Source organism: Xanthomonas melonis (assembly GCF_020783655.1).
Lineage (GTDB): Bacteria > Pseudomonadota > Gammaproteobacteria > Xanthomonadales > Xanthomonadaceae > Xanthomonas > Xanthomonas melonis.
In genome coordinates this window covers 1-20,714 of the sequence record NZ_JAJGQH010000024.1, presented here as the reverse complement: position 1 = coordinate 20,714, position 20,714 = coordinate 1, and the positions used below count along the sequence as shown (strand labels likewise).

The window sequence follows — 20,714 nt, the reverse complement described above, 5'->3', positions numbered from 1 at the left end:
GCGAAGCGACGTGCAGTCTGGAAGAGCAGAAGTGCCTAGCTCCGAACCCTCAGTCCCAATCCCCTATCCGCGCTTGCGGCGCTGGTACTCGCGCCGGTGCCGCACCATGCCTTACCTCCGAGGAGAGGTTGACTTCGAGCGGCAGCTCACAATCCAGCCGTGCTCCGATCGCCACGGAACTGCTTGCGCACCCAGTTGTCGATCATGGCCTTCTCGAACCGCAACGGGTCGCTGTCGGTCAGGCGCGGCCCGTTCATCAGGAAGGCCGGATCCACCAGCTGACGCTCGCCCTGATCGATCACCCGGCCATCGGCGCCGGTCAGGGCGTAGCTGAAGCTCAGGCGCGGCGGGTAGATGTCCTTGACCACGCGCACATCCTGCATGCGCGGCCCATGCCAGGGCTCGTACTGCCCGGCACGCCGGATGTCGGTGATGGTCACGCTCAGGTGCTGGCCCTGCGGAAGCTGGCGCGCAGCACTTTGCCGGAAATGTGTCGCCAGCTGGCTCACCCAATCGCCGCGCTGCGCTTCCCAGCGGTTGCCGCTGAAGCGCACTTCGGAGAACTGGGCGGGGTCTGACCAGCGCACATCCACGCGGCCGTCGCTGCTCAGCGCGCGCGGCGCCTGTGGATCGGTGACCGTGCGTATGCGCGCCTGCGCCCCGGTCGCCGCGAGCAGGCCGGCCAGCAGCAGGGCGGCACCGGAAACATGGGAACGTTTCATGAAAGCCTCCAGACCGAAGGTACGTCGCGTACCGGGAGTATCAGTGTGGGGATGCCTTGGGCCGCTCGCAACGCACGTGGCGGCTGAGGGCGATACGGCATTGCCTGGCGGTTAATCCCCAGCGGTTGCGCCCGTGACGACAGGTTCACCGCGCCTGCGCCCGCGCTTCACGGCGCGGCCGGGAAGATCGCCGCCATGGATACCCACTCTTACCGCACAAAGTCCGTGTCTTCGACGCCAGCGCACATGCCGGCGGATGTGCGCCTGCAATTCATCGATTGGGCCAAGCAGCACGGGCACAACCCCGTCACCGGCGCGGCGGCCTTCGTGGCGCTGCAGAGCGAGGTGGATCTGGATCTGGCGACGCGGCCCCTGCAGCTGGCGCCCGGTGCGGATCCACGCGATGCGTTGCGCGATCACCTGGCCGCGCTGGCACGTCAGGTCGATGTCGCGGTGCAGTTCCCGCCGGTGTATGCCTACACCGCTGCGACGGGCGTGGAGTACCGCTACTCACTGATGCTGGTCATCGCCGAGGACTGCGTGGAATGGACCGGGCGGGTATGGCAGGACCTGGATTACCAGGGGATGCTCACCGGGCGCGGTCAGGGCCCGCGCGCCAATTACACCCAGCTGGCGCGGATGGCGATGGAAAACGAGCTTGATCAGGAGCGCCCTCACTATGTCCAGGCATGAGTTCGAGCTGGATCTGCCGCTGGACGCGCAGGTCTCCACGCCCGAGGACGGGTTCGGCCAACGCTGTCGCAGCGAGTGCGCCGAGCTGGGGCTGAGCCGGGTGCGACTGCTGCTCCTGGATGCCGACTACGCGCGTTCCACGGCCTGGCGTGAGGAGGCGCAGCGCTGGATGGACGAACAACTGCGCCGCGAGGGCGAATGGGTGTTTCGTGGGGTGGTGGGCGCGATCGTGCTGTTGGCTGGCTGTATCGCCTTGGCCGCTGCGACCTTGTGGTGAGCGTCGTCAGGCCGCCCGGGGTGCGGCCGCTACCGGCAATGCGTGACCGCGATCGTCGGTGCGTGCACCCGCTGACGACATCGGGCATGGTTTCATCTGTTCGTCATCCGCTCCGGCAGCATCCGTGGTCTCCGATCTGAGTACTTCCAGTCCCCACCCCGATCTGGCGGCGGCCCTGCCGTCCGGCATCGCCGAGCCGTTCCTCGATCCGGGGATGTATCACGAGATCTTCCACAACATCGATGCCGGCTTCTGCGTCATCGATCTGGTCTTCGAGGGCGAACAGGCCGTCGATTACCTGATTCGCACGACCAATGGCGCGTTCGAGCGCTATACCGGCCTGTCGAACGCGATCGATGTGTCCATCCGCGACATGCTTCCCGATCACGAGCAGGAATGGTTCGATCGTTACGGCCATGTCGCCCGGACCGGCAACCGCATCCACTTCGAAATGCAGGCCAAGGCGCTGCGCCGCTGGTATTCGGTGGATGCATTCCGGGTGGGCCAGCCAGAGCAGGCGCGGGTGGCGGTGTTGTTCATGGACATCACTGAACGCAAGCGCGTCGAACGCGAACTGGCCGAAAGCGAGGCGCGCTTCAGTGCGTTGGCCGACGGCCTGCCGATGCCGGTGTGGGTGCTGGATGCGCAAGGCGTGGTGCGCTTCGTCAACAGCGCCTACGGCGAATTCTTCGGCCTGGATATCTCCAGCGGCACGGTCTCGGCCTGGAGCGACCTGCTGCATCCGGAGGACCTGCCGACCTTCCAGTTCGAACTGTCGGCCGCGCTGGAGGCGCAGCGCGGCCTGCGCGCGCTGGTACGCGCGCGCCGCTATGACAGCCAATGGCGCTGGATCGAGATGACCGCCACGCCACGCTACTCGGCCGACGGGCGCTTCATCGGCCTGGCCGGCAGCAGCCCGGACGTGACCGAACAACGCGAGATCGAGCTGGCCCGCGAGCAGTTGCTGGAATCCGAACGCAGCGCACGCAACGAAGCCGAGAGCATGGCGCGGCTGAAGGACGAATTCCTGGCGACCCTGTCGCACGAGCTGCGCACGCCGTTGACCACCATCCTGGGCTGGAGCGAGCTGCTGTTGCAGCGGGTCGAGGAAGGGCATCCCACTTACAAGGGACTATCGGTGATCGCCAGCAGCGCGCGCGCGCAGAAGCGGCTGATCTCGGACATGCTCGATCTCAGCAGCATGCTGCTGGGCAAGGTGCAGCTGGAGGTCGAATCGCTGGATCTGGCCGAGCAGGTGCGCGAAGCCCTGAATACGCAGGAGCTGGCCGCCGAGGGCAAGGACCAGGTGCTGCAACTGCATGCGCCATCCACGCCATGTCTGGTGCTGGGCGACGCCACGCGGCTGCAGCAGGTGCTGTGGAACCTGCTCTCCAACGCGATCAAGTTCACCCCCGCGCATGGCCGGATCGATGTCACCATCGAACGCGACGATGGCCATCTGCTGGTGGCGGTGCGCGATTCCGGCGACGGCATTGCGGCCGAATTCCTGCCGCACCTGTTCGGCCGCTTCCGTCAGGCCGACGGCACGACCACGCGCCAGCACGGGGGCCTGGGCCTGGGCCTGGCGATCGTGCAGCAACTGGTGGAGATGCATGGCGGCCAGGTCGGCGCCAGCAGCGGCGGCCGCGGCAAGGGCGCCACCTTCACCGTGCGCCTGCCCGAGTACCTGCCCGACCAGGCCAGGCGCCCGCGGCGCGAGTTGCGTCGGCGCCTGATGTCCGAACAGATCGTCGAAGCACGCGCCCTCAACGGCCTGCGCCTGCTGGCGGTGGAGGACCAGCCGGACATGCTCGACTACCTGCGCCGTCTGCTCGAAGAGCAGGGTGCCGAGGTGGTCACTGCCGGCAGCGCGACCGATGCACTGGCGCTGATCGATCACCGTGGCCATGCGCGCTTCGACGTGATGCTCACCGATATCGGCATGCCCGGCATGGATGGTTACGGGCTGATTCGCACCGTGCGCGACAACCTGGGACTGGATGCGCGCGCGCTGCCGGCGGTGGCAGTGACCGCACTGGCCCGCGACGACGACCGTCAGCGCGCGCTGGATTCGGGGTTCCAGGAACACCTGGCCAAGCCGTACAGCGTGGCGCAGCTGGTGACCGCCGTGCGCGCCGCGCGCGAATTGCTGGAGTGATGCCGGCGCGGTGGCGCGTGGGGCAAGTGCGCCGCCGCAGATCCGGGTAGGCGCCTTTGCTGCGGTGTTCACGGCCGCTGGCCTAGCGTGAAGCGCCCGAGCAGTTGGAGAACGCATCATGTCCAAGTACGCCCCGCACGTGTATACCGAGCAGGTACAGATCGCCACGCTGGAAAACTGGGTCTGCCTGCTCGACGATCAGCAACGCGTACATGTCGAACTCGACGACGGGCAGAGTGTCAGCGGCACGGTCGCGGTGCGTCCGACGCTGCAGACCTATCGCGACGAGCGCGAAAACGAGGGCATCAACGGCGAGCTGCGACTGGATCAACTCGATGCCTCGCAGGAGCCGCACTGGATCTGGCTGGATCGGATCGTGGCGGTGCGTCCTTTTCTGCAAGGAAGCGATACGCAGGGGTGAGCGAGATCCATTGACGATGCGTTTACTTCTCATCGTCGGGTTGTCGGCATGATGTCTCGCTGCCGCAACTGTTCAGGATCCGCTGCAATGACTGCTTCCCTGTCTTCGTTCGCCCGCTGGCCGCTGTCGTTGATGGCGCTGGCCGTTCTCGCCGGCTGCGGCGATACCGCCACATTGGCCATCGAACAGGGGACCGGCCCCAATCCGCAGCTGCCCGAGCCGGTGAAGCGGCTGATTCCCACCGTCAAGATCGCGCCGGTCAAACGCTGGGCCGCCAACGCCAAACCAACCGCGGCCGACGATCTGCAGGTCAATGCCTTCGCGCGCGATCTCGACCACCCACGCTGGCTCTATGTGCTGCCCAACGGCGATGTGCTGGTGGCCGAAACCGCCGAGCCGCCCAAGCCCGACGATGCCGACAGCGGCGGTGGGCTGCGCAAGAAGGTGCAGGGCGCGGTGATGAAGAAGGCCGGCGCAGCGGTGCCCAGCGCCAATCGCATCACCTTGCTGCGCGACGCCGATGGCGACGGCGTGGCCGAGGTGCGCACCCAGTTCATCAGCGGCCTGTATTCGCCGTTCGGCATGGCGCTGGTGGGCGACCGCTTCTACGTGGCCAACGCCGACGCGCTGGTCAGCTTTCCATACACGCCTGGCGACACCCACATCACCGCCAAGCCGACCTTCGTGGCCAATCTTCCTGGCGGGCTGAACCATCACTGGACCAAGTCGTTGCTGGCCAGCCCGGACGGCAGCAAGTTGTATGTCGGCGTGGGGTCCAACAGCAATGTGGCCGAACGCGGCATGGAGGCCGAGCTCAACCGCGCCGCCATCCTGGAGATCGACCCCACCACCGGCAGCAGCCGCGTCTTCGCCGGTGGCCTGCGCAACCCGGTCGGCACCGCCTGGGAGCCGGGTAGCAAGACCTTGTGGACGGTGGTCAACGAGCGCGACGAGATCGGCAGCGACCTGGTGCCGGACTACCTCACCTCGGTACGCGATGGCGGTTTCTACGGCTGGCCCTACAGCTACTACGGCCAGCACGTGGACGAGCGCGTGCAGCCGCAGAACGCCGCCCTGGTGGCCACGGCCATCAAGCCGGACTATGCGCTGGGCCCGCATACGGCATCGCTGGGCCTGGCTTTTGCCGCTGGCACGCTGCTGCCCGAGCGCTTCCGGCAAGGCGCCTTCGTCGGCCAGCATGGCTCCTGGAATCGCGATCCGCCCAGTGGCTACAAAGTGATTTTCGTGCCCTTCGTGGGCGGCAAGCCCAGCGGTACGCCGATCACCGTGCTGGACGGCTTCCTGGATGCCGAAGGCAATGCGCAGGGACGCCCGGTAGGCGTCGCGCTCGACAATGCGGGTGCACTGCTGGTGGCCGACGACGTGGGCAACGTGATCTGGCGGGCGACGCCGAAGGCGCGTTGACGCAACCGCACCTCACGGGCGGGTGTCGCATCTGGCCCGGACAACGACGAACTGGCGCGTGCGGGTCACCCCCGTTGATGCCAGACTGGCCCGGTCAATGCCGGGCCAGGCCGGGGCTCAGCGTGGCGACTCCGGCGATGCACTGAAGCGCCGTGCATAACCACGTTCTTCGGTGATACGCGAGATGTCGTCGTCGGCCATTTCCGGCGCACCATACACGGCGTAGGCGAGACTGCCGTCCGCGCGCTCGCCGACCTGATGCAGACGGTAGCGCGGGCGGCCGGCACCGGTGTTCTCGGGGTAGTGCATCGGGGGAGGCGTGTCGTCCAGATCCATTTCGCTGTTGTCGACGACTCCACCTACGAACAATGCGCGCATCGCGTCTCTCCACTGTGAGCGTGCCTGCAGCGTAGGTGGGCAGATGTTGCCGGGGCATCAATAGTCCGTATACACATTGGAAGCCCGATCTGGCGGGCGTCGCAGGTCCCTTACAATGGCGGCCTGTTTCCGACCCGACGATCCGATGGCTGGCCCGCACGATGCTCCGCTTCAAGCCCTGTTCCTTCCGTTTGCCCAGGGCGTGCTGCCGTGGCCACCGGGGCCGGTGCTGTTCCTGCGCGCCCGTGACGGCGCCGTCCTGCGCGCGCAGGCCTCCGCCGGAACGTTGATCTGCGAGCAGAGCTTCCGTCCCTTCGCACAGGCGCTGGAACACAGCGGCTGGCAGGTGCGCGAAGAGCGCCAGATCGAGGCCGACGGCACGCGCTATGCGTTGGTGCTGGTGTTGCCGCCGCGCCAGCGCGACGAAGCGCGTGCGCTGCTCGCGCGGGCCGTGGCGCTGGCCGCGCCCGGCGGGCGGGTGGTCGCCTGCCAGGCCAATAACGAGGGCGCGCGTTCCGGCGAGGCGGATCTGCACCAGCTCAGCGGCCTGGCCGGCAGCCTGACCAAGTACCACTGCCGCACTTACTGGACCGCGCCGCTGCCGGCGGCCACCGATACCGCGCTGCAGGCACGCTGGGCAGCGCTGGATGCGCCGCGCAGGATCGTCGATGGGCGCTTCCTCAGCCGTCCGGGCGTGTTCGCCTGGGACCGCATCGATCCGGCATCGGCACTGCTGGTCGAGCATCTGCCTGCCACCCTGGCCGGACATGGCGCCGATCTCGGCGCGGGCTTCGGCTACCTGTCGGCCGAAGTGCTGGCGCGTTGCCCCAGGGTCACTGCGCTGGATCTGTACGAGGCCGAGGCGCGCGCGCTGGATCTGGCGCGGCGCAACCTGCAGGACATCCCGCATCCGGCGCGATTGCAGTACCACTGGCACGACGTCACCGCCGGGCTGGCGGGCCAGTACGACTTCATCCTCAGCAACCCGCCGTTCCACACGCCGTCGCGTGCCGATCGGCCGGATATCGGCCAGCGCTTCATCGCGGTGGCCGCGCAGGCGCTGCGCCTGGGCGGGCAACTCTTGCTGGTGGCCAACCGGCATCTGCCCTACGAAAAGATCCTCAACGACAGCTTCGGAGAGGTGCGTGTGGCGGCCGAGCGCGACGGGTTCAAGCTGATCGCCGCCACCCGCGGACGTGGAGCGCGCGCATGAAGCTGGTCAAGCACATCGCCAATCTGGGCTATGGTAGCCGCAAACAGGTGACCCAGCTGTTTCGCCAGGGCGCCATCACCGACGCGCAGGGCGAGGTGCTGTACGCCGACGATCAGGTCGAACACGAGGCGATCCGCATCGATGGCGAACCGCTCGATCCGCCGCCTGGCTTCAGCCTGTTGCTGCACAAGCCCGGCGGCTACACCTGTTCGACCAAGGACACCGGCCGGCTGATCTACGAGCTGCTGCCGCCACGCTTCCGCCTGCGCGCACCGGTGCTGGCGCCGGTCGGCCGGCTGGACCGCGACACCAGCGGCATGCTGCTGATGACCGACGACGGCGCGCTGCTGCACCGGATCATTTCGCCCAGATCGGCGCTGGACAAGGTCTACGAGGTCACCCTGGCCGAGGACCTGCGCGGCGACGAAGCCACGCTGTTCGCCAGCGGCACGCTGCTGCTGGACGGCGAGACCAAGCCGTTGCTGCCTGCCGAAATGGAGGTGCTTGGCCCACGCCAGGCGCGGCTGACCCTGCACGAAGGCCGCTATCACCAAGTGCGCCGCATGTTCGCTGCCGCCGGCAATCACGTGGTGGCGCTGCATCGCAGCCGTATCGGCGGCTTGTCGCTGGATGCATTGCCGTCCGGACAATGGCGCGCGCTGGCAGCCGCCGACCTGGACCTGTTGTTCGGCGGCGGGGGCGCCGCATGAGCGCCGACCTCGCGCTGCCGTTCCGTCCGCAGGCGGTGATCTTCGACATGGATGGCCTGATGCTCGACAGCGAACGCGCCATCACCGGCTGTCTGGCGCAGGCGGCGAGCGAGCAGGGCCTGCAGGTCGAGCCGGCATTCTGGCTGCGCATGGTAGGCACCGGCGATGTGGCCTGCCGCCTGCTGCTGGGCGAACGGATCGGCGATGCGGCTGCCGGGACCATGCTGGCGCACGCGCAACGGCTCTACGCTGCCGCAGTCGAACGTGGTATCCCGCATCGGCCGGGCATCATCGCGCTGCTGGAGTATCTGGCCGCCCAGCGCATGCCGCGTGCGGTGGCCACCTCCACCCAGCGCCCGTTGGCGCTGCGCAAGCTGCAGGCGGCCGATCTGCTGTGGCGCTTCGATGCCGTGTGCACGGCCAGCGATGTGGCCCACCCCAAGCCCGCACCGGACATCTATCTGCTGGCCGCGCGCACGCTGGCGGTGGACCCTGCGCGTTGCCTGGTGCTGGAAGACTCGCCCACCGGCGTGCGCGCCGCATTGGCGGCCGGCATGACGCCGATCCAGATTCCGGACCTGCTCGAACCCGATGCCGAGGTGCGCGCGCTCGGCCATCGCATCCTGCCCTCGCTGGGCGATGCGCAGTGCCTGCTGGAAGCCTGCCTGTCGCCCTGAAGCGTTCGGCTGGGTGCGTACTGGCGTGTCGACCCGTCGCGTTCACCGCTCCATCGCCCGCCCGCGTCGTGCACTCACACGTACTGCATCTTGCGCGACATGCCGCCATCGACGATGAAGTCCTGCCCGGTGACGAAACCGGACAGCTGTGGCGCAAGCAGATACACCGCCAGCTGCGCGATGTCTTCGGGCGTGCCCACCCGTCCGGCCGGATGTTGCGCATGGTCGCGCCGCGACAGCCTGGGCGCGCGGCGGCGCTGCGGCGCGCGCCAGGCGTCGGTGCTGATCCAGCCAGGACTGATGCTGTTGACGCGCACCTGCGGGCCTTCGCTCAATGCCAGTGCGTGCGTGAACGCCACCAATCCCCCTTTGGCGGCCGCGTAGGCTTCGCTATGCGGCTCCGATTGCCCGGCACGGGTGGAGGCGATGTTGACGATGGCGCCACCTCCCGGCGCCTGCGTCAGCGCAGGCAAGGCGTGCTTGCTGCACAGGAAGGCGCCGTGCAGGCTGGACAGGCGGCGATTCCACTCCTCCCAATCCAGTTGCGGCAGCGCGGCGATGTGCGGATCGGGCACGCCGGCATTGTTGACCAGGCCGTCGATCCGGCCGAAACGTTTGAGCGCCGTGGCGACCAGGCGTGTGGCCTGTGCCTCGCGCGCGGCATCGCAGCGCACGAAGGCGCTGCGCCGCGGCAGCGCCCATTCCTGCAGACAGGCCTTGCCGGCGTCTGTATCCAGATCGCCGATCACCACGCTGCCGCCGGCACCCAGCACCGCCTGCGCGATACCACGGCCTATCCCTTGCGCGCCGCCGGTGATGACCACCACGCGATCCTGTAGCGGGGACGGGTTCCAGGCGGACACGGCGGGAATCAATGGCATCTGGGCATGACCGGCAATGACGTCCGGGCCACTGTAACGCGCCGCCTGTCGTTGATGCGGCATGCTCGGCGCGTATGCGGCCGCAACCGGCAGGTCTGGAAAGCGTTGGCGTTGGAGTCGGCGTCTGCTTTCGCCATTCGGCCTGGCGCAGCCGTGCGGGTCAGCTGCTTGACTGTTCGGAGCCGCTCAACACGCGCTCCCAGCCGGCATGCCCCAGCCGTTCCAGCGTGGCGATGTTGCGCTCGACGATCACGTCCGGATCCGGGAAGGCTGCCACTGCGCGCTCCACGCTGTCTTCGCGCAGCAGGTGCAGGGTAGGGAAGGGCGAGCGGTTGGTGAAGTTGGCCACATCGTCCGGCGCGGCACCGGCGAACTGGTAATCGGGATGGAAGCTGGCCACCTGCAGCACGCCCTGCAGGTCCAGCGCTTCCACCGCCGCATCGGCGTTGTCGAGAAAGTCGTTGTAATCCAGGAAGTCGGTCAGCACGTCCGGGTGCACGATCAGCGTGGTGTCGATCCGCTCGGCCGGCGTATCGCGCAGCAGGACGAGTTCTTCGGCCAGTTGCTCCAGCAGCGCCTCCGGCGTGCTGGCATCGCTGAGCACCAGCCGGACCTGCTGCTTGACGTACACCGCCTTGGCGAACGGGCACAGGTTCAGGCCGATCACCGCGCGCTCGATCCAGCTGCGGGTGGCGGCCAACGGGTCGGGCGGGTCGGGCAAGGCGGTCATCGTGGCGGCGGCGTGATGGCGCGCCAGTGTATGCGATCGCTGCCGGCCCGGCGGCGCATGCTGCGTTTGCGCTGCTGCGCCGGCAGACTCGGTCATGCAGCAGGCGTGCTAGCGCGGCCTGTCGTCGGCAGCGGTATTGCTCCGCCGCGCGCCGCCGACCTGCATGCGCAGGAAATCCACCGTCGCCTGCGCCACCGCTTCAGCCATCGGGGTCTTGTGCGGCGAACCGATGGCATGCGCGCCGCTGGCGAAGGCCACCGCCTGCTTCTGCGAGGGCGCGGTGCCCAGCGCCTCGAACATGGCCAACATCGCCGGCACCGAGGAGATCTGATCCTCCTCGCCATCGGCGCCGCGGTAATAGCCCAGCATCACCGGGCAATGCACCTGCGGCCACGGCGGGTCGGCCGCGAACAGTGCGAACAGATCGCGCAAGGCGCGAAAGCCATCCGGGTGCACGGTCTGCGACCAGTACGCCAGGGCGGCCTCGGTACGCGGATAGGGATCGGTCACCGGCGCTTGCGCCTGGCAGAGCCGATCGAGCAGGCCCGGATGAGTAGGTTGGATGCCGGGCGACCAGGCCACCACCGCAGCGATCCGCGCGGGGCGGTGCGCCGCAAGCCATAAGCCCAGCGTTGCGCCCATCGACGAGCCAACGATCGCCACGCGCTCGCCCATGCGTTGCGCCTGGGCCAGTGCCTCCAGTGCCGAGTCCTGCAGTGCCGTTGGGGTCAGCCCCTGCATCGCATCGGCTGCGCTGCACCCATGCCCGGGCCAGCGGTGCACGTAGCAGTTGGCCTCCAGCGCATCGGCGATCCGTTCGGGCAGCGCACCGGCCTCGCCCGGGCTTGCGGAAAACCCGTGCAGATAGAGCAATGCCATGGCACTGCGTGCCGGCGCTGCGGTGTGCCAGTGCTGGCGCGCCGCATTGCCGGGTTTCAGGTCAATGCGCTCGTTGCTGGGCATGCCGGGCGAGCAGCGCGAGCAGTTCATGCGCATTGATCGGCTTGGACAGGTAACCGGCCACGCCGGCAGCGGCGGCTTCGCGCATCGAATCGGTGCGCGTATCGGCGGTCAGCACGATGATCGGCGGCAGCGTGGCCATCGCATCGCGCGCCTGTACCAGCGCATCCCAGCCGGAGGTGCCGGGCATGTGCAGATCCAGGAAGACGATGTCCGGCGCGGCCTCGAAGATACGCTGCACGGCATCGTTGCCATCGGCATGGAAACTCACCCGATGCCCGGCGCGGTTGAGCAGGTTGCCGATCACCAGGCGGTTGGTGTCCATGTCTTCGAACACCAGGCAATGCAATGACGTTACCGTCCGTGCGTGCTCGGCCAGTGCATCGCGCAGGTCGCCGGCGCGGCTGCTGTCGGCCGCGGCGGCCGGCAGTTCGAAGATCCAGCGGAAGATGCTGCCGCCTGCAGGGTTGTCGCTCACCGTCAGGCTGCCGCCCATCGCCTCGGAGACCGACAGGGCGATGTATAGACCCAGGCCGACGCCGCCTTCGGTGCGGCCGAAGCCGGTGCTGAGCTGGGTGAACGGCGTGAAGATGTAGGCCTTGCTGTCATCGGGTACGCCGATGCCGGTGTCGGTGACGATGACTTCGATCGTCCAGCGCTGCTGCGTCAGGCTTGCCTCGATCAGCAGATCGACCGCACCGCCGGCCGGTGTGAATTTGATCGCATTGACCACCAGGTTGGTGATCACCTGTTCGATGCGGCCTTCGTCGCCCAGCAGGTATGGCGTCTGCGCCGCTTCCAGGCGCACGCTCAGCGTCACGCCCTTGGTGGAGGCGGCGGTTGCGCAGACCGCTCTGACGGTGGTCAACACGTCCAGCATGTTCAACGGCTTGCTGTGCAATTGCAGGCGCCCGCCATCGATGCTGGCCACGTCCAGCACTTCGTTGACGCGATGGCGCAGGGCGGTCGCGTTGACGGTCACCGCCTGCATCAGGTCGCGTTGTTCGGCCGGCATTGCCGTGGTGTCGATCAGTTGCGCGCAGTTGATCACCGCGTTCAACGGCGTGCGCAGTTCGTGATTCATCGTGCTGATGAAGCGGCTCTGCGCATCGCGCGAGGCCAGCGCCTGCAGCGCCACTTCCTGCATGGCGATCACGATGCGCGACACCAGCAAGGGCAGCACCATGCTCAGCGCCACCGCGTAGACGAAGTACGCAGGCCGCGACAGCCAGTAGCCGTCCGGTGCGGTCACCAGCATCAGCACGAAGGTACTGAGCAGCACCGGGAAGGTGGCGCGCTGCCCGTAGCGCGCCACCGCGGCAATGGTGATGAACGGCAGGAACGCATTCAAGGACATCAGCAGGATGAAGGCCAGCGAGGTCTGGATGCCGATGAACAGCAGGCTCATCGCAAAGCCTGCCGCGTCCAGCCATTCCCATTGCGGGATGCGCTTGCGCCGTACCAGCACCATCCATGTGACCGAGATGATCCACAAGGCCACCGCGGTCGGGAACACCGCATGCGCATCCTTGACCAGCACCGGCTGCGGGCCGTACAGCCAGCCAAGGCACCACAGCATCACGATGGTCTGCACGATCGCGCGGCCGACGCAGGCGCGGTACTCCAGGAACGACTCGAGCAGCCGTACCAGTCTGTCGTTACGCAACTGCCTGGCCGCCGGGATCAGGCCGGGCGCGGCGCGGTGGGAGGTGCTAGGCATCGAGGTCGGTGTCGTCGGAAGGGAGGGTGCGCCGGTACTGTTCGACCAGCAGCGCCGCGGCGGTCGCCACCGCGGTGAAACGGTGCGCGAGCGTGTCATCGCAGGCGCCGCGCTCCACATCGTCGCGCAGCTGGTCGCAGGCCCTCAGCAGGGGCTGCGAGCCGGTCAGCGAAAGGGTGTTCTTCAACGCATGGATCTGTTGCAGCGCCTGCTCCTGGCGGGTGTTGGCCGCACCCAGCGTGCACTGCGCGATGGCGCGGTCGATCTCCACCGCAAAGGCATCGGCAAAGGCGGCCGCCTGGACCGGGTCCAGCTCGGCCATGGTATGCAGCGTCGATCCGGCTTCGATCCGTGGTTGCGCATGCAAGGCCTCTGTGGCGTCTGTGGCACACACACCGGCGCGGCGGCTGGCGCGCAGGCGATGCAGCAGGCTGGCAAGCAGGGCATGCATCGCGGGTCGCTACACCTGCGGCCGGTCGCGCAGATTCGGCACGATGGCGACGCACCGTCCGCAATATCCGCGCCAGGGCGCATCGCCCCTACGTGTGGTTGGCCGTAGTACCGCCCGGTCGATCGCCGCCAACACCGTCACCGTTCGAGTGTGCTCAATCGCGGAAGTTGTCGAACTGCAGCGGCAACTCGATGTCGGCCTTCTTCAGCAGCGCGATCGCATCCTGCAGGTCGTCGCGCTTCTTGCCGGTCACGCGCAGCTTGTCGCCGTTGATCTGCGCTTCGACCTTGAGCTTGGCCTCCTTGAGCTTGGCGACCAATTGCTTGGCCTGCTTCTGTTCGATGCCCTGCTTGACGGTGACCTTCTGCCGCGCCCCGGCCAGGTTGGTTTCCACGTCGCCGAACTCCAGGCAGCGCACGTCGATGCCGCGCGCCAGCAGCCGCGCGCGCAGGATATCGGTCATCTGCTTGAGCTGGAAGTCGCTGGGTGCGGACTGGTTGATCGCCTTGCCGTCTTCCAGTTCGAACCTGGCCTGGACCCCCTTGAAGTCGAAACGCGTGTCCAGTTCACGGTTGGCCTGGTCCACCGCATTGGTCAATTCGTGCTTGTCGACTTCGGACACCACGTCGAAGGAAGGCATGCAAGGCTCCTGCTGTGCTGAGTACAGCGGCCATTCTAGGCCATCGGACCGCGATGCCCGCGTCCATGCATTGGCGGCGCTCGCGTGGTGGCGGCGATAATGCGCCCATGCCCGACACCCGTTCTCCGCTTCCCGCCATCGCCTGGATGATGGCCGCCGTGGCCTGCTTCTCGCTGATGGATGCGGGAATGAAGTTGCTGTCGGCGCACTATCCACCGCTGCAGGTGACCCTGCTGCGTGGCGCCGCCTCGTTGCCGTTCGTGCTGGTGTGGGTACTGGCCACCGCCGGGCCGCGTTCCATCGTGCCGGTGCGCTGGGGCTTGCATCTGCTGCGCGGGGCCTTGGGCATGGCAATGATCGGTTGCTTCGTCTACGGCCTGAAGCGGATGCCGCTATCGACCGCCTACACGCTGTACTTCGTGGCGCCGTTGCTGGTGGCGGCGCTGTCGGTGCCGCTGTTGGGCGAGCAGGTGGGGCCGCGGCGCTGGACGGCGATCGGTATCGGTCTTGTCGGCGTGATCGTGGTGCTGCGCCCCGGCGTGGACGGCCTGATCTCGTTGCCGGGATTGATGGTGCTGCTGGCGGCCACGGCCTATGCGGCCGCCGCGGTCACGGTGAGCCTGTTGACCCGCACCGATACGCCGCAGGCGATGGTGGTGTGGTTCCTGCTGTTGATGGCCATCGGCGCCGGGGTGCTGGCCATTCCCGGCTGGGTGCCGCTGCAGGGCGGGTACGCCTGGCTGATCGCCGGGATGGGCCTGGCCGGCGCGCTGGGCCAGATCGCGCTGACCCAGGCCTTCCTGCGCGGCGAGGCCTCGATGATCGCGCCGCTCGAATACACCGGGCTGGTCTGGGTGATCGGCTGGGACTGGCTGCTATGGCAGAGCCTGCCCGACCGTTGGACCTGGGCCGGCGCCGGCATCATCGTCGCCAGTGGCCTGTATTTGTTACGCCGGGAACGCATACGCAAGGCCGACAGGCCGCTGCCGCTTGAACGGCCGTGAGGACGGGATTGGGGATTCGGCATTCGGGATTGGCTACAGCAGAGTCGCCGTGGCCTTTGCCAATCCCCAATCCCCAATCCCCAATCCCGGTGGTAGGCTTCACGACCCCCCAACCGGCTAAGCGCGGTGATCCAGTTTCAGCGCCTGCACAAGTCCTATTCCGTTGACGGTCGTCAGATCGTGGCGCTGCATCCGCTCGATCTGCGGATCGGTCCCGGCGAGGTGTTCGGCATCATCGGCCACTCCGGCGCCGGCAAATCCACGCTGATCCGGCTGATCAACCGGCTCGAAGAGCCCAGCGGCGGGCGCCTGCTGATCGGCGAGGAAGACGTCACTGCGCTGGACAGCCAGGGCCTGCGCGCCTTGCGCAGGCGGATCGGCATGATCTTCCAGCATTTCAACCTGCTGTCCTCGCGCACCGTGGCCGGCAACGTGGCCTTCCCGCTGGAACTGGCCGGTACGCCGCGTGCCGAGATCGATGCGCGGGTGGCCGAGCTGCTGGCCCGGGTCGGGCTGCAGGAACATGCCGGTAAGTATCCGGCGCAACTATCGGGCGGGCAGAAGCAGCGGGTGGGCATCGCGCGCGCGCTGGCCACCCGGCCGCAGATCCTGCTGTGCGACGAGGCCACCAGCGCGCTGGATCCGCAGACCACCGCCTCGGTGCTGCAGCTGCTGGCGCAGATCAACCGCGAGCTGGGCCTGACCATCGTGCTGATCACCCACGAAATGGATGTGATCCGCCGCGTCTGCGACCGCGTGGCGGTGCTGGACGCCGGCAAGCTGGTGGAAACCGGCCCGGTCACCGAGGTGTTTCTGCATCCCAAGCATGCCACCACCCGGCGCTTCGTCTCCGAAGCCGAACACGTGGACGAGGCCGAGCTGCACCGCGACTTCGCCGCCGTCGGCGGGCGCATCGTGCGGCTGACCTTCCTGGGCAACGGCACCTACGAGCCGGTGCTGGGCCGCATCGCCCGCGAAACCGGGGTGGACTACAACATCCTGTCCGGGCGCGTGGACCGCATCAAGGACACTCCGTACGGCCAGTTGATCGTTGCCCTGACCGGGGGCGATCAGAATGCCGCGCGCGCCGGCTTCGTCGCCGCCGGCGTGCAGGTGGAGGATCTGCGCGTATGACGTCCCTGACGATCGCCGCTGCTGGCGGCTTCTTCCGCAATCTCGATGCCGCCAAGTGGGGCGATATCGGCCAGGCCACCCTGGATACCCTGCTGATGCTGGCCGGCGCGCTGCCGCTGACGCTGCTGATCGGCCTGCCGCTGGGCGTTGCGCTGTTCCTGTGCGGCGCACCGCAGCTGCGTCGCCGCCCGCTGCTGTATGGCGCGCTGGCCCTGATCATCAACCTGCTGCGCTCGGTGCCCTTCATCATCCTGATGATCGCGATGATTCCGCTCACGCTGATGCTGATGGGCACCTCGCTCGGCGTGCGCGGCGCGATCCTGCCGCTGGTGGTGGGCGCGGCGCCGTTCTATGCGCGGCTGGTGGAAACCGCATTGCGCGAAGTCGATCGCGGCATCATCGAAGCCAGCCAGGCGATGGGCGCCACCACCCGGCAACTGGTGCTGCGGGTGCTGCTGCCCGAAGCACGCCCGGGCCTGATCGCCGGCGCGACGGTGACCACCATCGCGCTGATCGGCTTCACCGCCATGGGCGGGGCGATCGGTTCCGGCGGGCTGGGCGATGTGGCCTACCGCGAGGGTTACATGCGCTCGCACGCCGATGTCGCGCTGATCACCGTCATCGCCTTGCTGGTGCTGGTGCAGCTGCTGCAGATGGTGGGCGACAGGCTGGTCGCACACTACAGCCGGCGCTGAGCTGGCGCCGGTCGTATTCCTTCGCTGCTTGCCGCGGGGCGGCCTGCGCGCTGCCGCGTCGATGGAGATGGATACCGGCGGCGCGCGCCATGGCGTGCCGGAATGCCGATCGCGGCCGCCGCTGCGGTCTGCTAGGTTTAACGTCTGCAGTTTTTCGCATTCCTTCTCCCACGGACCCCCTACATGAGCACTTTCGCGTTTCGTTCTCTTCTGGTTACAGCCACGCTGGCGCTGGCGTCCTGCGGCGGCAGCACTGGCGGCAGCGGCGGAGATACCCTGACCGTGGCCGCCACCGCGGTGCCGCACGCCGAGATCCTGGAAGTGGTCGAACCGCTGCTGGCCAAGCAGGGCCTGAAGCTGGACGTGCGGGTGTTCAACGACTATGTGCAGCCCAACGATCAGGTCGTGCAGAAGCAGATCGACGTGAATTATTTCCAGACCGAGCCCTACCTGGACGCGTACAACCGCGACCGCAAGAGCCAGCTGGTCACCGTGGTCGGCGTGCATATCGAGCCGTTCGGCGCGTACTCGCGCCGCTTCAAGGCGCTGGCCGATCTGCCCAGCGGCGCCGACGTGGTGATCCCCAACGACCCGAGCAACAATAGCCGCGCGCTGATCCTGCTCGACAAGGCCGGTGTGATCAAACTCAAGGATCCGAGCAATGCGCTGTCGACCCAGCGCGACATCGTCGACAACCCCAAGCAGCTGAAATTCCGCGAACTCGATTCGGCCATGCTGCCGCGCGTGCTCGATCAGGTCGACCTGGCCCTGATCAACACCAACTACGCGCTCGATGCCGGGCTCAATCCCACCCGCGATGCGCTGGCGATCGAGAGCAAGGACTCGCCGTACGTGAACTTCCTGGTGGCACGCGCGGACAACAAGGACGATGCGCGCGTGCAGAAGCTGGCCAAGGCGCTGACCAGCCCGGAAGTGAAGGCCTTCATCGAGCAGAAGTACAAGGGCGCGGTGCTGCCGGCGTTCTGAGCGCTTGCGCACGTCATGCGCGCCGGCATTGCGGGCGCGCGTAGCGTGTTGTTGCTTTCGGCGAAGCAGGCGAGGCCTGCCGTGCAGGTGTCAGGCGTGGGTGACCCTTGCCTGTGATCGCGATGCATGAGGCATCGATGGGAGGGGCGCCAGGCGGCATGCCGCGTGCCGCGTGCTGACGATGCCCATGGCGACAGCACGCACATCTTCTTCGACGCAGGCGTAGTAGCGTGGGCGCCCGTCCCGACCCGTACGCCTTTCGATGCCGCTGCTGCTCGCCATTCCGCTGGCCGTGATCATTGCCCTGGCGGTGTTCGCGGTGCTATTCCCGCTGTCGTTATTGCAGCGCTTTCGTGTGGGCACTGCGCGGCGGCAGGCGCGGGGCTGGTTGCTGCTGATCAACCTGGGATCGGCTGCCTTGTCCAGCGGATTGTTTGTCGTCTTCACCCTGATCGCTGCCGCGTTCTGGCCGGGTGCGATTGGCCATGCCGCGTTCGGTTGGGCCTGCGGGCTGGTGTTGGGTGTTCTTGCCCTGCGCCTGACCCGCTTCGAGCGTACCCCGCAAGGCCTGTTCTACCGCCCCAATCTGTGGCTGGCACTGGCGTTGGCGGCATTGGTGGTGGCGCGGGTGATTGCCGGCATGGTGCAGGGCTGGCGCAGCACCTGGCAGGGTGTGGCATGGCCCGTCGACGGTTGGCTGAGTCATGCCAGTCTGCTGGGCGCGGCCGGGCTGTTGCTCGGTTATGCGCTTGCCTACGCCACATTGCTGTGGTGGCGCTGGCGCAACGCGCGGCTGCGCGGCAGCGTGTATTGGCGTTGAAGCGCGGGCGGCAAGGGTTCGGACGACAGCGGCCTGCTGCAGCCGGTGATCTGCATTTTCAGGGGGCAGAAAAAAACGGGCCTTGCGGCCCGTTCTTCGTTAACCCATTGCGCTGCGTCTCGGCGAATGCTTAGAAGCGCGCGCCGATGCCGAAGCCAACGGTCCACGGATCCAGTTCCAGCTCGCTGCCGGTGCCCTGGCCGCCCACGCGCAGTTCGGGGCGCGAACGCATGTAGCGAGCGTCGGCGCGTGCGAACCAGGTGGAGTTGATGTTCATGTCCACACCGACGGTGCCGATCACACCCTTGGCGGTATCGATGCCGACGTGCTGGCCGTTGGGCGATGCGGCGTCGATCTTCTCGTTGCTGAAGTTCGACTCGTAGTAACCGACGCCCACGAACGGACGGAACACGTTGTCAGCCTGGCCGAAGTGATACTGGCCGCTGATGGCGATCGGCTGCTGTTCGACGGTGCCAATCTTGCCGGCGCCATCGGCGTTGACGCGGTGGTTGAATTTGTCGGCAGCGCCCCACAGCTCGACCGCCCAGTTATCGTTGATGAAGTAGCTGGCGCTCAGCGTGGGCGCCGGGCCGCCGTCTACGTCCAGGCCCGGAGCCGGATCGTTCTTCGGCTGGAGCAGGGCAACACCACCGACCACGGCCCAATGCTTGCCCGACGCGCTGTCGGCAGCAGTGGAAGTCGAGGAGGTGTCGCCGGAATAGGTGGTGTCCTGCGCGAACGCGGACGGTGCAATCGCAAGTGCGGATACAGCAGCCAGGCTCAGGATGGAAATGGAACGCATTGAGGGTCTCCTCGTCTTGTTGTTGGGCCCGTGGAGTGGGCCGCGCCAAAGCTATTCCTGAAAATCTGAATCCACCCCGACCTGGAACTCGCTAAAATTCCGTTTGTTCAGGAACTTTCCTGCGGAGGCCGTCGTTGCGGCATGCAGGTTGAAAAAACATTCACGCAGATGCGGTTGCCGTGACGAAAGACGACACCCGAAAAGGTCTACCAGCGCACGTTCGCCGCGATTGCCGCGTCCTGGTGCTCGGGTCGATGCCGGGCGTGGCCTCGCTGGATGCTGCGCGGTACTACGCGCATCCGCGGAACCGTTTCTGGCCGCTGATGCATGCGCTATTGGGCATCGATGCGGCCAGCGGCTATGCCTTGCGCGTAGAGGCACTGAACGCATCTGGCGTTGGTGTGTGGGACGTGATCGCTCAGTGTGAGCGACGCGGTAGCCTGGATGCGGCCATCGTGGGCGACAGCATCGTGATCAACCCGTTGCCCTCCCTGCTCGCCACGCTGCCGCAACTGCGTCTGGTCGCCTGCAACGGCGGCGCTGCAGCCCAGGCCTGGCGTCGGCATGTGCAGCCACTGCTTGCGGCCGATGCGCGCAGCATCGCGGTGGTCGCGCTACCGTCCACCAGTCCTGCCAACGCCGGCTGGTCGTTGCCGCAGTTATGCAGCGCATGGCAACCGCTGCGCGATGCGCTGCAGGCCTGATGGCGCCGCTCGCATCAGCGTTGCACCGCCGCCATCGCATCGCGTGGTCGGTGATGGCCGCCAGAGCTCGCCTCGGGTAGCGCATCGCGCGCACGATGCAGCCGCAGGCGGACACATTGCGGCCGCGTGCGCAGCGACCGTGCCTGCAGGTCGACACGCGCGACGCGCCGGACAATGCGCTGGCGTATCGTTTGCCGTCGAGCGCGCGATTGCAGCCGTTTCAGCTGCACCTACATGCCTGGAAGCGATCGCGCCCGTGCGATCGCGGACACAGCATCCCGCCCGGCGCGCGATCTTTTCACCGGCAATGGTTGGCGCTGCGGCCCGTGGCCGGCCACAATAGGGGTTTCCCCATCTGTTGCCGGAGTTCCCCGTATGGCCGAAATCAAGGAAGCACTTGTCCCCGATATCGGTGACTACAGCGACGTCCCGGTAATCGAGGTGCTGGTGTCCGTCGGCGATACGGTCAGCAAGGACCAGAGCCTGGTCACGCTGGAATCGGACAAGGCCAC

General features: G+C 67.3%; 24 protein-coding genes. 15 read left to right on the top strand and 9 right to left on the bottom strand.

Going from position 1 to position 20,714, the window contains the following annotated elements; translation table 11 throughout:
* Window positions 1-146 precede the first annotated feature (146 nt).
* Window positions 147-722, bottom strand: a complete 576-nt coding sequence (locus LL964_RS19445) for a DUF3016 domain-containing protein (protein ID WP_104585214.1) — start codon at window positions 720-722, stop codon at window positions 147-149.
* 246 nt (window positions 723-968) lie between these two features.
* On the opposite strand from LL964_RS19445, the gene LL964_RS19440 reads away from it, so the two are divergent.
* The 5 genes from LL964_RS19440 (at window position 969) to LL964_RS19420 (ending at window position 5,696) form a co-directional block, all read left to right on the top strand.
* Window positions 969-1,415 (top strand): hypothetical protein, encoded by a 447-nt coding sequence (locus tag LL964_RS19440; RefSeq protein ID WP_167395198.1) that lies wholly within the window; start codon window positions 969-971, stop codon window positions 1,413-1,415.
* Entirely contained in the window at window positions 1,402-1,692 is a 291-nt protein-coding gene (locus LL964_RS19435) for a hypothetical protein (protein WP_104585210.1), read from the top strand. Before LL964_RS19440 ends, LL964_RS19435 begins: the two co-directional genes overlap by 14 nt.
* 124 nt (window positions 1,693-1,816) lie before the next feature.
* Window positions 1,817-3,850, top strand: coding sequence for a hybrid sensor histidine kinase/response regulator (locus tag LL964_RS19430; protein ID WP_146092307.1), 2,034 nt, complete (start codon window positions 1,817-1,819; stop codon window positions 3,848-3,850).
* 118 nt (window positions 3,851-3,968) lie between these two features.
* Complete coding sequence (locus LL964_RS19425) at window positions 3,969-4,271, top strand: DUF3247 family protein (RefSeq protein ID WP_104585208.1); 303 nt, start codon at window positions 3,969-3,971, stop codon at window positions 4,269-4,271.
* A gap of 87 nt (window positions 4,272-4,358) precedes the next feature.
* Window positions 4,359-5,696, top strand: a complete 1,338-nt coding sequence (locus tag LL964_RS19420; RefSeq protein ID WP_104585206.1) for a PQQ-dependent sugar dehydrogenase — start codon at window positions 4,359-4,361, stop codon at window positions 5,694-5,696.
* A 117-nt stretch (window positions 5,697-5,813) separates the two neighbouring features.
* Here the strand turns inward: LL964_RS19420 and LL964_RS19415 are convergent, their stop codons facing one another.
* Window positions 5,814-6,074: a hypothetical protein gene (locus LL964_RS19415; protein ID WP_104585204.1), complete on the bottom strand. Its 261-nt coding sequence runs from the start codon at window positions 6,072-6,074 to the stop codon at window positions 5,814-5,816.
* A 145-nt stretch (window positions 6,075-6,219) separates the two neighbouring features.
* Between LL964_RS19415 and LL964_RS19410 the strand changes: the two genes are divergently transcribed.
* From LL964_RS19410 to LL964_RS19400, 3 genes are read left to right on the top strand one after another with little or no spacing between them, the layout of a single operon-like run.
* Window positions 6,220-7,287 carry a class I SAM-dependent methyltransferase gene (locus LL964_RS19410; protein WP_104585202.1) on the top strand — a complete coding sequence of 356 codons (1,068 nt, stop codon included), beginning with the start codon at window positions 6,220-6,222 and terminating at the stop codon, window positions 7,285-7,287.
* The gene (locus tag LL964_RS19405; RefSeq protein ID WP_104585200.1) at window positions 7,284-7,997 is read left to right on the top strand and encodes a pseudouridine synthase; all 714 of its coding nucleotides are present in this window, start codon (window positions 7,284-7,286) and stop codon (window positions 7,995-7,997) included. Before LL964_RS19410 ends, LL964_RS19405 begins: the two co-directional genes overlap by 4 nt.
* Window positions 7,994-8,674 (top strand): HAD family hydrolase, encoded by a 681-nt coding sequence (locus LL964_RS19400; protein ID WP_104585198.1) that lies wholly within the window; start codon window positions 7,994-7,996, stop codon window positions 8,672-8,674. The genes LL964_RS19405 and LL964_RS19400 overlap by 4 nt, the downstream gene beginning before the upstream one ends.
* A 74-nt stretch (window positions 8,675-8,748) precedes the next feature.
* Here LL964_RS19400 and LL964_RS19395 read toward each other — a convergent pair whose 3' ends face one another.
* From LL964_RS19395 to LL964_RS19370, 6 genes are all read right to left on the bottom strand, one after another.
* Entirely contained in the window at window positions 8,749-9,555 is an 807-nt protein-coding gene (locus tag LL964_RS19395; RefSeq protein WP_104585611.1) for an SDR family oxidoreductase, read from the bottom strand.
* Window positions 9,556-9,715: 160 nt separating this feature from the next.
* The gene (locus LL964_RS19390; protein WP_104585609.1) at window positions 9,716-10,285 is read right to left on the bottom strand and encodes a DUF1415 domain-containing protein; all 570 of its coding nucleotides are present in this window, start codon (window positions 10,283-10,285) and stop codon (window positions 9,716-9,718) included.
* Between the two features lie 108 nt (window positions 10,286-10,393).
* Window positions 10,394-11,248, bottom strand: coding sequence for an alpha/beta hydrolase (locus LL964_RS19385; protein ID WP_228329509.1), 855 nt, complete (start codon window positions 11,246-11,248; stop codon window positions 10,394-10,396).
* Window positions 11,226-12,965, bottom strand: a complete 1,740-nt coding sequence (locus tag LL964_RS19380) for an ATP-binding response regulator (RefSeq protein WP_104585196.1) — start codon at window positions 12,963-12,965, stop codon at window positions 11,226-11,228. The genes LL964_RS19385 and LL964_RS19380 overlap by 23 nt, the downstream gene beginning before the upstream one ends.
* Window positions 12,958-13,416: a hypothetical protein gene (locus tag LL964_RS19375; protein WP_104585194.1), complete on the bottom strand. Its 459-nt coding sequence runs from the start codon at window positions 13,414-13,416 to the stop codon at window positions 12,958-12,960. The genes LL964_RS19380 and LL964_RS19375 overlap by 8 nt, the downstream gene beginning before the upstream one ends.
* Window positions 13,417-13,570: 154 nt before the next feature.
* Window positions 13,571-14,056, bottom strand: a complete 486-nt coding sequence (locus tag LL964_RS19370; RefSeq protein WP_104585192.1) for a YajQ family cyclic di-GMP-binding protein — start codon at window positions 14,054-14,056, stop codon at window positions 13,571-13,573.
* A 107-nt stretch (window positions 14,057-14,163) separates the two neighbouring features.
* On the opposite strand from LL964_RS19370, the gene LL964_RS19365 reads away from it, so the two are divergent.
* The 5 genes from LL964_RS19365 (at window position 14,164) to LL964_RS19345 (ending at window position 18,696) form a co-directional block, all read left to right on the top strand.
* The gene (locus LL964_RS19365) at window positions 14,164-15,060 is read left to right on the top strand and encodes a DMT family transporter (RefSeq protein WP_104585606.1); all 897 of its coding nucleotides are present in this window, start codon (window positions 14,164-14,166) and stop codon (window positions 15,058-15,060) included.
* Between the two features lie 126 nt (window positions 15,061-15,186).
* The gene (locus tag LL964_RS19360; protein ID WP_104585190.1) at window positions 15,187-16,194 is read left to right on the top strand and encodes a methionine ABC transporter ATP-binding protein; all 1,008 of its coding nucleotides are present in this window, start codon (window positions 15,187-15,189) and stop codon (window positions 16,192-16,194) included.
* Window positions 16,191-16,889, top strand: coding sequence for a methionine ABC transporter permease (locus tag LL964_RS19355; RefSeq protein ID WP_104585188.1), 699 nt, complete (start codon window positions 16,191-16,193; stop codon window positions 16,887-16,889). Before LL964_RS19360 ends, LL964_RS19355 begins: the two co-directional genes overlap by 4 nt.
* Window positions 16,890-17,072: 183 nt before the next feature.
* Entirely contained in the window at window positions 17,073-17,876 is an 804-nt protein-coding gene (locus LL964_RS19350) for a MetQ/NlpA family ABC transporter substrate-binding protein (protein ID WP_104585186.1), read from the top strand.
* Between the two features lie 262 nt (window positions 17,877-18,138).
* Complete coding sequence (locus LL964_RS19345) at window positions 18,139-18,696, top strand: CcdC protein domain-containing protein (protein WP_104585185.1); 558 nt, start codon at window positions 18,139-18,141, stop codon at window positions 18,694-18,696.
* A 130-nt stretch (window positions 18,697-18,826) separates the two neighbouring features.
* Here the strand turns inward: LL964_RS19345 and LL964_RS19340 are convergent, their stop codons facing one another.
* Window positions 18,827-19,498: an OmpW/AlkL family protein gene (locus LL964_RS19340; RefSeq protein ID WP_104585183.1), complete on the bottom strand. Its 672-nt coding sequence runs from the start codon at window positions 19,496-19,498 to the stop codon at window positions 18,827-18,829.
* A 158-nt stretch (window positions 19,499-19,656) separates the two neighbouring features.
* Here LL964_RS19340 and LL964_RS19335 point away from each other — a divergent pair, with 158 nt between their 5' ends.
* Window positions 19,657-20,202, top strand: coding sequence for a DNA-deoxyinosine glycosylase (locus LL964_RS19335; RefSeq protein WP_104585182.1), 546 nt, complete (start codon window positions 19,657-19,659; stop codon window positions 20,200-20,202).
* 375 nt (window positions 20,203-20,577) lie between these two features.
* A partial coding sequence (locus LL964_RS19330; protein WP_309301743.1) for a biotin/lipoyl-containing protein occupies window positions 20,578-20,714 on the top strand: 137 nt, incomplete at its 3' end.